This window comes from Methanobrevibacter filiformis (assembly GCF_001639265.1).
Lineage (GTDB): Archaea > Methanobacteriota > Methanobacteria > Methanobacteriales > Methanobacteriaceae > Methanacia > Methanacia filiformis.
In genome coordinates this window covers 1-9,475 of sequence record NZ_LWMT01000002.1, presented here as the reverse complement: position 1 = coordinate 9,475, position 9,475 = coordinate 1, and the positions used below count along the sequence as shown (strand labels likewise).

Here is a 9,475-nt window from a genome sequence, read left to right as displayed (position 1 = left end):
GACACACAAGACTAACAATATCAAGAATAAAAAACATGCTAAAAGAAAAATAAGAATATAAACAAAAAACATCACAACATTACACACTACATATCTAACATGAAAAATCCTTAACTTAACAGCTGTGGCTTTTTAATATTTTTATTATATCTAAAAATGTATAATAGCTTAATTGTTTTATACATAAAAATGTATAATCATTTATATAAGGATAAACATAAATTTAAGTAATATATAAATTATAAAAATTGGAAGCGTTTAAATGGTTTTTGATGAAGAACTAAATAGCTATATTAAATCTAAAAAAAGGGAAATTAACAAGCAAATAGTTAAAATAAAAGATTTTAATCATAGAGACGAATATTTTAAAGTAAAGAAATATTTAGATGACTATCTTGAAGGTGTCTTAGAAAAAAGATTTATTGTGCTTCCAGGTCTTAGAGGTATTGGAAAATCTACAATAGTCTATCAGTTAATGGATTACTTAATAAACACGAAAAATGTAAGTCAAAAAAATGTTTTATATCTAACAATGGATGGTTTAACAAGTTATTTTCAAACAGATTTATTACATACAATTGATATTTTTTTAGAAAAGACACATAAAATAGACAAAATAAATTTAGATAAAAAGATTTTTGTTTTCGTAGATGAATGCCATTTTGATAAAAAATGGGCAATATCTGGAAAAATAATATATGATATTAATCCAAATATTTTTTTCCTATTTACAGGTTCTTCTAACATTAACTTAGAAATCAACACTGAAGTTGCAAGAAGAATGTTTAAAGAACAAATATTTCCAAATAACTTTAAAGATTACTTACTATTAAAACATGAGATTTCTTTTAATTGTGATTTCACAAAAGAATTGAAAAACATGATTTATTTTGGAAATAATAAGTTCATCAATAGAGCTATTGATTGTGAGGAAATAGTTCATGAAAAATTAACCTGTTTAAACAACGACTCAAAAATTGAATTCGAAAAGTTTTTAAAATCATACGGTTTTCCATCTACTTTAAATTTAGATGAAGAAGAAGCTTACTTACAGATTAACACAATTATCAGCAATATTGTAGAAAAAGATATTTTTCCAGTTAAATCATTTAACACATCAACCATAGATGTTATTCGAAGAATAATACTTTATATTGCACTTCAAAAACCAGGTACAACATCTCATCAAAAAATAGCTAATTATCTATCTATTTCACCAACAACTGTTAGAGAAATTTTAGATGTATTAGAAAAAACACAGTTAATTTTTAATATAAAGCCATATGGAGGAGGAGGTAAAATTCTTAAAAAATCATGGAATTATTATTTTTTATCCCCTTCATTAAAAGCAGCTATAAATTTTGAAATTGGAAGATATGATTTAGATAGTGAAGAATGTTTAGGTATTTTAGCAGAAAATTTGGTGGCAAGTGCATTGTATAAAATGACAAAAGTGGATTTTAAATACATGGGTTTATTTTATCCTCCAAATAAAGGTAGTTCAAATTTTATTATTAGAACCAAATTTGATGATGTTATACCAATAGAAGTAGGAATAGGTAAAAAAACTAAAAGCCAAATAATAAAAGATATGAATAAATATGATTCTAAATATGGAATCTTAGTTTCAAATAGATATGAACAAATAACTCATATAGATAATATAATCCATATTCCATTAATGAGCTTTAGCTTTATCTAAATTTTCCATAAAAAACAAAATAAAGGTTATATTAAGCGTTATATATTATTATTTGATGAAAATACTGTTAACATTAAAAAAAAGTAAATGCGATTGTTTTAATGGATAATATTAATGTAAAATCGAGATTACAGAAGATCTTAGTACTTTAAGAAAAAATCTTTTAGACAGGAACTAGGAAACAATATTTTAAATTCAGGAAATTAAAATTTAACTAAATATTAAATGATAAAAATTCTCCAAAATTACTTTCTTTAAATTGTTTAATAGTTGATGTTTTATTTGTTAATTTTATTTTTATTATATGATCTCCATAATACAATAAATAATCATTTGATTGTAAAGAGGGTGTTATTGAGTCTCCATAAACTCCATTGATGAAAATTGTGTAAGATTTATTGTTGTCAAATACCCCATAACCCTTTGTAAATAGCTGATTATTAATATATACTTCAAAAATGCTTCCATTTGATGCTTTTGAATTAATTATGAAATTTTCTGTCAGTAATGGTGTGTTATTCGTTAAATTAGAATCAATAGAAGAATCAGATGTATTATTAAATGTTGAATTTGTTATGAGTCTTGAAACTTCAGTTTTTTCAAATAAACTTCTAATCTTTCCATCAGATATAACATCCCTAACTGCAATATCTAAATATTCTCTTACATTTGAAGGCATCCTTATTATATTATTTTCTCCTAACCTTGTTTCATTAATAGTGTATGATTCTCCCCTTATTAAAATGATATCACCATATTCTAGTTCTAATGTTCTTCTTGCATCCTCCGGCATTCTTATTATGTTTAATTCGTTTTCAAGTGCACTATCCACTGTGTAAGGACCTCTTACATACATTGTCTGCTGGTCATCAGCACTTGGAAATATTATAAGATGTCTTGAAGTTGGTTCTATTGAGATTTCACCATCAGTAATGCTTGCTGCACTTAGAAAAGTAGATATCATTATGATTAAAACCACTCCAGAAACAATTACAGGAAAATGCATCTTTACAAAAGATTTCAAAAGATTTCTCTTATTTCCTTTTTTATTATATATATAAATACTACTTCTAATAAGTCGGAATAAGTAATATAATGAAACTATAAATCCAATAATTGATAATATAGCTCCAATTTCAAGTGGAATTCCCTGTACAAAAAATATGGTGAAAAGCCCTAAAATTATAAGAGATAATCCTAAAATAGCTGATCTAATATAATTTCCTAAGGTATCAATCATTGTGACCCTACCATATTCCAATGCACGATCCACTATTGTTCTTACAACCTCGTTTGCCATTTCATGTAGGTTAGATAAAGGTGATAAATCATGTTTTATCTCTCCAATGTCCACCTCAGTTATATTTATACCATGAGCATCTGCATCAAGGACTATTCCGACATCTACACCATAATCTCTTTCAAATCTCATTTTATTAAGTACAGATCGTTTTCCTGCAAATTGTCCGCTTAACGGTTGGTCAAATGTGATTTCTGGGAAAAAAAATCTAAGTAATGGTTTAGCTGTTAGTTCAGTAACCCGTCCACTTTCTCTTGCGAACTTTGTTTTAGTTATATCACTTTTACCTTCTAAAATAGGCATTACAATAGAATCAACTTTATCTTTAGTTAGATTATGAATATCTGCATCGATAAATACTATTATATCTCCATTAGAGTGTTTAAATCCTGTTTTAATAGCTGAACCTTTACCCTGATTTGAAGTATGGGCAAAAACTGTTGCTCCAGCAAGTTTAGCTTCTTCTGATGTTTTATCTCTTGATCCATCATCAACTACAATAACCTCATCTACATAGTCTATTACACTTACAACTCCAATAACTTTAGCCACATTTTCTTCTTCATTATATGCCGGAATTATTATGGATACAGACTCTTTTTTAATATTTGTTTTCTTATTTGAAGCCATTGAAAGAAATAAAACTAATAAAACCATTAGCCAGGACATTTTGCACCTCCATTAAATAATATTACAATTAAAAAATTATAATTAATAATTATTATAATTAATAACAGTATAATTAATAAGATTACAATTGTAAATTAAAATATTATAAAACAAACTTTTTTTCTAAAAAAAAGTTTGATTAAAAGCTGTTTCATGAAATAAACAGTTCATGCATGAAAAATGTTTCTATAATTATAAAACAAATTATAAAACAATTTTTATATTATATTAGTTATAATTTAAGTTATATATAAATATTTAGTATGATTATTTAATTTAAATGAATAAAATTGATTTAAATCAGATTTAAAAGAATTAAATTCCTTAAAATTAATATAAAGGATAAATTAGCTATTAATTTTTAATTTAAGTTTTTATTAAAACTATATACGTTTTTAATTAATTATACATCCATATCTTTTACTAATAAAGGACATTGATAAAATAGTATAATGAAATATAAGACATTGATATTAATTAATTATTAATTAATTATTAATTAATTAGTTATTAATTAATAATTAATTTAATAACAAATTATAAACAAAATAATGGAGAAGGAAAAGATGAAATTAGGATTCTCATCACTTGCTCTTTTTATGAAGCCATTGAAGGATATTTTAGAAATAGCTATTAAAGATAAGTTTGAAATAATCGAAATATTGTGTGAAGGACCATATTTACCAAGATATATTCTTGAACACCTAGAAGAACTAAATTTAAAAGAAATAAATGAATTTATAGAGTTAAATAATATAGAAATATTCATCCATAGCCCAACTATAGATTTAAACCCTGCAAGCATGAACATAGGTATTAGGCAAGAAAGTGAAAAGCAAATAAAAGAAACCCTTGAATTTGCACATCTTATAAATGCTAAAGCAGTAACAACACATCCAGGTATTGTCCATAGAAGAGAAAAACGAATTAGAGATATTGCTATTGAATATACAATAGATACTTTAAAGCATTGCCAAGATTATGCAGAAAAAGTAGGAGTGAATTTATCTATTGAAAATATGCCTAAAAGATTTTCATATCTAGCTAGCTGTCCACAAGAACATGAAAAAATCGTTGCAAATGTTGGATCATCTGCAACAATTGATTGGGGACACGTTAATACATATAAAAATCCTCATGACTTTTTAAAAGTTTCAAATATACTATACTTCCATTTAAATGACAATTCAGCTATTAAAGACCAGCATCTTTCACTTGGTGAAGGAAATGCTGATTTCAGTTCTGAATTCTTAAAACAAGTTAAATATGGAATAATTGAGTTAAATAGCTATGATAATGTCTTAAAAAGTAAAGAATTCATTAATAAACAATTACAAAGTTGAAAACACCAAATATGGAAAGAATTTATGAATTTATAGCATTTAATTTATGGTTAAATAAGAAAATTGGACGAAATAGAATATTAATAGAGGATAGTCCAACTTGATTCTTCTAATTCATTAAATAAGAATATTATCAAACATTTGATTTAGAAATGATAAGTTATATAACAAATAACAATTTTAATGTTAGTAAAAGTTAATTTAAATTGCTTATTTCTTGAAATAGCTTTTGATCAAACTTTTTCTAAAAGTTTGAAACGTTTGTTTCATGTTAATAAAAACATCACTTAACTTGCTTCAACTAAGAAATTTTTAAAGAATATTATGTTTATTAAAGAATACAGGCATTTGTTTCCCATCACATTATAATAAATTCTTATAAATCTTTAATCTCAGTTATTGAAATTCCTGTAGCTTTACTTATATTTTCAGGTGCTAAACCTTGCTTTTTTAAATTAATAGCTATTGTTAACTTTTCTTCATTTCTACCTTTTTCTATACCAATTTGTTCTCCTTCCTTTATTCCTTCTTCTCTTCCTTCTTCTTTTGCTATTCTCTTGAGTGTGGCTTGGTCGTGTTTGTACATTTCTATTTGTTGGTATTTTCTATATTCTTCAGGGGTTTGTGTGACATGTTCTTCAATTGCTTGTGCATTGGCTAATGCCTTATCCATATTAATCAACTCCTTTATAATGTTTTCGGGGGTTTCAATATCCAAATACATGAGTAGTCGGTGGGTTGGATTTTTAATATCTTTGTTTTCTAATTTTCTAAATTTAGGCATGTCAATTTCATAAGTTTCTAGTTTATCAGTGAATATTAGTAGTTCGTCTTCTTCTAAGTACAGGTATCTTCTTATGAATTTTTGGCTTTCTTTGTTTTCAAATCCTAAGATATTTATCATTATGACTTTAGGCATTTCTATATAGTCTTTTCCTGATTTACTTGATGAAGACATGATTTGTGATGAGTAGAATATACTTCTATCGCCCATCGCTGTTTTTTGTAGTTGCACTTCGATATTGAATATTTCTGTTTTAGTTTTTGCCCTTATATCTAAGATGGATTTCTTATTTTTGTGAAGTTTTCCACTAATTGTAGATTCAACTATTTCAACTTCTATAATCTCATTTTTTCCTGTTCTACCTAAAATTAGATTTAAAAGGTATTTTAAATTTTCTTCTCGTTCTATTTCTCCAAATATCTTTTTAAAAAGATAATCATTTAAGGGATTTAACCTCTTATTTTTTACATCTGTAATTTATATTCCTCCTAATTAATATATTTTTATGAAAATTAATTAACACATAGCTAAAAGACAATAACTACCATAATTAAGTAATAACTTTTTATTAATTAATAATAAATATAGTTACAATAATCTATTATATTGTACATTATTTAAAGTTTAAATATTAATTAGAGCAATATTAATACGATAATAAAAAATAACAAGATAATAACAATATTAATATGATAATGAAAAATAGCTTTTTAAAATAACTTATGAAAAAAGATATTGAATATTGTATAAATATTATATAAATAATGATATGTATGGAGGAATATCTATTAAAATAAGTTTAAGTTTAGAAAAAACAATATCAAAAGATATTTCAATAATGGTGGATACTTTTAGAGCAAGTACTAGTATTACAATGGCTTTAGATAGCTTTAAAGAAATTATACCTGCATTTACACCAGAACAGGCGATTGAAATAGCTAAAAATGAAAATGCTGTTTTAGCTGGAGAGCGAAGTGGTATTAAAGTAGATGGATTTGATTTAGGAAATTCTCCAATAGCTATTAAAAATTATAATGGAAATAAAGATAAATTAGTATTAACTACTACTAATGGAACAAGAATCATTGAAAACATGAAGTCCACAGTACTTGTTGGTACATTAGTAAATGCTGAAGCTGTTGCAAAAGCCAGTTTGAAGCTTGCAGATAAACATATTGATGTGGTTATGGCAGGCTTTAAAGGTGAATTTTCAATTGAAGATTATATAGGTGCAGGAGAAATATTATACCAAATAGCTAAATTATCTAAAAGTAAAGATTATTTATTTGAGAATGTATGTAACTGTGATGATGAAATAGAAATTAGTGAGTATGCTCAAACTGCGATTTTAGCAAGTAGAAATGAAGAGTTAGTTAAAAAATATCTTTTAAATTCAGGATCATCTAAAAGATTACATGCTAAAGGACTAGAAGAAGATGTTTTATTTTCAATTAATAGAAATATAAGTGATAATGTAGCTATTTATGAAGATAAAGTTTTAAAAAGGTTTATTTGAATTAATTATTAATTCAAATATTATATAGTTCATTGAAAGGAATGTATAAATAGCTATTAAATACTAAATAAACCATACAGGTTACCTGAGAATTATTAAAAACCTATTCAATTAAATGGAGAATTTCTTATGAATAATGAAATTGCTGTAATTAGAATTAAATTAAAAGATGCTCCTTTTCCTATTTGGAGGAGAATTCATTTGAACCCTGATATACCACTATCTGATTTTCATGAAATAATTCAAATAGTAATGGGATGGCAAAATTGTCACCTTTATGGTTTTCGTGTGAAAGATAAATTTTATAGTGATGATAGAGCAGATCTAGAGATGCTAAACGCATTATCATCTTCCTCAACTACTTTAAAAGAAATAATAAAGTCAAATAAAAAATTTATTTATGAATATGATTTTGGAGATGGATGGATACATGAAATTGTGTTTAATAAATATATAGAACCTAAAAAAGGTGTTGAATACCCTATTTGTTCTTCAGGAAAAGGAATGTGTCCTCCCGAAGATATTGGTGGAATGTGGGGATATGAAGAGTTATTATACAAAGCTACTTTGCCAAACCCATCTGAAGAATTTTTAGAAGAAATTGAATACTTAGATCTTACCATTGAGGAACTTAAAGATATAAAAAATAAAGCATTGGATATAGAGTTTATTAACCAGCTATTAAAACATTATTTAGATAATTAAGATTTGTTAAAGCTTTTTAAGGTAGAAATTCAAACTTAATAAATTTCTAATGTATTAATTCCATAATAATCTTTTTTCCATTAATTTTCATTAAGTTCTAATATTAAAAATTAAATAAAAAATATTATTTTTTTATTTTTTTAAATTTCTTTTTATATGTGCAATTTAGTTTATTTTTTTATTAGCTATTTTTTAAATCTTAAATTTATCTTTTTATTCTTATTCCAAATTTCAAGAGCTGAATTGTGACACAAGCCATATACACCCATATACCACAAATAGATAAGAAAAATTTATTATGTAGTTTTTAGAAAGTATTAACTATCAAAAATAAATTAATTTGAATTATTTAAAACAAATGGTATGATATTATGCCTGAAAAATTGGATACTAGTGAATTAAAAAATGCAATAAATGTACTAAATGATGATATTGATGCTTACACAAAATGTTCTTCAGAAAATCATACTTTAAAAACTATTCGTTCACAAATTATTCAAGATTTTGAAATTGCTTATAAAATGTCTTGGAAATTTATGAAAAGGTGGCTTGAGATTAATATAAGCCCTGATGTTGTACTTGGAATTTCAATAAAGGAATTATATAAAATAGCTAAAGAACATCAATTAATAACAGACTTTAAAAAATGGTGGAAGTTTCATGAAGCAAACAACAGAATTACTCCTACTTATGATGAAAATATAGCAGAAGGAATGATAGAAATTGCAATGGAGTTTTCATCTTATGCACTAGAGCTTATTTCAAGTTTGGAAGAGTTAATATGAGCCATTACCTGATAAAATAATTATTATCAAAATTAAATATTCTAAAGATGAAAATAAATTAGATAAAATTTTAAAATATGGTTTAGACCAGACTAATGTGTATGCTCTGAAAAATATTTAGATAACGAACATCTAACTTTATTATGTTTAACTTGTGCTAGTCATGAGGTTAAATGTAAGTTTGTTGATATTAAGTGATTTTAAAAATAAGATATTAATACTACTTTTCTAATAGATAATAATAATAATAATTTTGATTTTAAAAAATAATATTAACCTATAGAATTCAGTAATAATTTTAAATAAATAGTAATATATAATTTGAAAATAAGTTAAATAGTAAAATAAAGAATTAATATTTAAATATATTGGTTTAATCCAACTAAAGATGAAAAATAAGAGATTTTAAAAAGATAGTATAAGTCTATGCAGTAACCAAATTATAAATTTTATTATTATACCAAACATATTTTTATATCAATGAAAATTTCTAAAAAATTTAAAACTAAATTTAAGGAATTTAAGAGAGATTAAGTAGTTATTAGGAGATTATCCATAATTAAAATAAAGGTTTATGATTGTTGGATATGGTTTTAGATGTTTTTTAGTTTTTGTTTTAGTTTTTTGGTCTATTTTTTGTGTTTTAGTTTTAAACTTTTTTAATGTGTTTT

Annotated in this window: 7 protein-coding genes; 5 read left to right on the top strand and 2 right to left on the bottom strand. The window is 24.7% G+C overall.

Annotated elements, in window-relative coordinates:
• The first annotated feature begins 262 nt into the window (after positions 1-262).
• Complete coding sequence (locus MBFIL_RS00040) at positions 263-1,702, top strand: ATP-binding protein (protein WP_066970108.1); 1,440 nt, start codon at positions 263-265, stop codon at positions 1,700-1,702.
• Positions 1,703-1,916: 214 nt separating this feature from the next.
• Here the strand turns inward: MBFIL_RS00040 and MBFIL_RS00035 are convergent, their stop codons facing one another.
• Complete coding sequence (locus MBFIL_RS00035; protein WP_066970106.1) at positions 1,917-3,671, bottom strand: glycosyltransferase; 1,755 nt, start codon at positions 3,669-3,671, stop codon at positions 1,917-1,919.
• Between the two features lie 566 nt (positions 3,672-4,237).
• Between MBFIL_RS00035 and MBFIL_RS00030 the strand changes: the two genes are divergently transcribed.
• Positions 4,238-5,014, top strand: a complete 777-nt coding sequence (locus MBFIL_RS00030) for a sugar phosphate isomerase/epimerase family protein (protein WP_066970105.1) — start codon at positions 4,238-4,240, stop codon at positions 5,012-5,014.
• A gap of 376 nt (positions 5,015-5,390) precedes the next feature.
• Here MBFIL_RS00030 and MBFIL_RS00025 read toward each other — a convergent pair whose 3' ends face one another.
• The gene (locus MBFIL_RS00025) at positions 5,391-6,275 is read right to left on the bottom strand and encodes an Rpn family recombination-promoting nuclease/putative transposase (protein WP_084266233.1); all 885 of its coding nucleotides are present in this window, start codon (positions 6,273-6,275) and stop codon (positions 5,391-5,393) included.
• A 292-nt stretch (positions 6,276-6,567) separates the two neighbouring features.
• Here MBFIL_RS00025 and comB point away from each other — a divergent pair, with 292 nt between their 5' ends.
• The 3 genes from comB (at position 6,568) to MBFIL_RS00010 (ending at position 8,804) form a co-directional block, all read left to right on the top strand.
• The gene (comB, locus tag MBFIL_RS00020) at positions 6,568-7,314 is read left to right on the top strand and encodes a 2-phosphosulfolactate phosphatase (RefSeq protein WP_245637431.1); all 747 of its coding nucleotides are present in this window, start codon (positions 6,568-6,570) and stop codon (positions 7,312-7,314) included.
• 129 nt (positions 7,315-7,443) lie between these two features.
• Positions 7,444-8,019, top strand: a complete 576-nt coding sequence (locus MBFIL_RS00015) for a plasmid pRiA4b ORF-3 family protein (protein WP_066970102.1) — start codon at positions 7,444-7,446, stop codon at positions 8,017-8,019.
• 371 nt (positions 8,020-8,390) lie between these two features.
• Complete coding sequence (locus MBFIL_RS00010) at positions 8,391-8,804, top strand: nucleotidyltransferase substrate binding protein (RefSeq protein ID WP_066970099.1); 414 nt, start codon at positions 8,391-8,393, stop codon at positions 8,802-8,804.
• Positions 8,805-9,475: the final 671 nt, after the last annotated feature.

Bases quoted from the DNA above. Each gene is read 5' to 3' on its own strand.
- MBFIL_RS00040 (WP_066970108.1), top strand. From the start codon at position 263: ATGGTTTTTGATGAAGAACTAAATAGCTATATTAAATCTAAAAAAAGG.
- MBFIL_RS00035 (WP_066970106.1), bottom strand. From the start codon at position 3,671: ATGTCCTGGCTAATGGTTTTATTAGTTTTATTTCTTTCAATGGCTTCA.
- MBFIL_RS00030 (WP_066970105.1), top strand. From the start codon at position 4,238: ATGAAATTAGGATTCTCATCACTTGCTCTTTTTATGAAGCCATTGAAG.
- comB (WP_245637431.1), top strand. From the start codon at position 6,568: ATGTATGGAGGAATATCTATTAAAATAAGTTTAAGTTTAGAAAAAACA.
- MBFIL_RS00015 (WP_066970102.1), top strand. From the start codon at position 7,444: ATGAATAATGAAATTGCTGTAATTAGAATTAAATTAAAAGATGCTCCT.
- MBFIL_RS00010 (WP_066970099.1), top strand. From the start codon at position 8,391: ATGCCTGAAAAATTGGATACTAGTGAATTAAAAAATGCAATAAATGTA.